This is a genomic window from Oceanimonas baumannii (genome assembly GCF_002245495.1).
Lineage (GTDB): Bacteria > Pseudomonadota > Gammaproteobacteria > Enterobacterales > Aeromonadaceae > Oceanimonas > Oceanimonas baumannii.
This window is the reverse complement of the sequence record NZ_NQJF01000058.1, coordinates 1-1,009: the sequence shown is the minus strand read 5'-3', so window position 1 is coordinate 1,009 and position 1,009 is coordinate 1. Positions and strand designations below refer to the sequence as shown.

The window sequence follows — 1,009 nt, the reverse complement described above, 5'->3', positions numbered from 1 at the left end:
AGATGTGTATAAGAGACAGCGTGCCCACCGTGCGCAGGATGCGGTCAATGATGGGGTCGAGCATGCCTGCGTCGGTCATGATCCCGAAAAACAGGATGGCAAACACAAACATCCCCACAACAGGCGCGACGTTCTTGATTCCGGTGATGATAAAGGCACTGGTTTGCAGGCCGAACCCGCCGAGCAGCGCGGCGATGATCGGCAAAGCGATTAAAGCCACCAGTGGCGAGAGGCGTTTGCTCATGACGGCAATGAGCAGGCACAGGATGGTAATGACACCCAGGGTAGCGAGCATGGGGACTCCAGAGCGGCCTTTGGTGGCCGGTTATTGTTTTCCACGGAGTATTGGAAGCGCGGTAGTCTTTGTAAATTGGAATATTCAGCCCGGCATGTTCGGAAAAACAAAACGATGAAAAATTCGATCCAGCATATCCAAGCGTTTCTCACCGTCGCGCGCACCGGCAGCTTTACCAAGGCCGCCAGCGAACTGAACCTCTCGCCGTCGGCGCTCACCGTGCAAGTGCAGCAATTGGAAGAGTGGCTGGGCATCGCCCTGCTCGACCGCAGCCCGCGCCACGTCAGCCTCACCCCCGCCGGGCAGGAAGCTCGCGGCCCGATGGAAAAACTGCTGCTGGACCTGGATAACATTGTCACCGGCTCGCGCGACCTCGCCGCGTTGCGCCGGGGCGTGGTCACCATTGCCGCCCTGCCCTCGGTGTGCGCCGGTAGCCTGCCCCCGGCGCTGCGTCTGTTCCGCGAGCGCTTTGCCGGGATCGATGTGCGCCTGCACGACGTGGTGGCCCATCGCATTCATGCGCAGGTGCGCGCCGGCGACGTGGACTTTGGCATCGGCGTGCGGGCGCGATTAAGCCATGGCCTGGATTTCGTGCCGGTACTCAATGACCGCCTGTGTGCGTTTGTGCCGCTGGATCATCCCTTCGCGGCTTTGCCACGCTTGTCCCTGGAGCAACTGGCGGACCAGCCGATCATCCTCACCGGCCGCGAGAGC

General features: G+C 61.4%; 1 protein-coding gene and 1 pseudogene. One reads left to right on the top strand and one right to left on the bottom strand.

Annotated features, from left to right (window positions below):
• Nucleotides 1-295, bottom strand: a pseudogene (locus B6S09_RS18910) (hypothetical protein); the annotation flags it as partial.
• Between the two features lie 114 nt (nucleotides 296-409).
• On the opposite strand from B6S09_RS18910, the gene B6S09_RS18155 reads away from it, so the two are divergent.
• Nucleotides 410-1,009 (top strand): LysR family transcriptional regulator (locus tag B6S09_RS18155; RefSeq protein WP_094279862.1); only part of this gene is annotated, 600 nt, incomplete at its 3' end.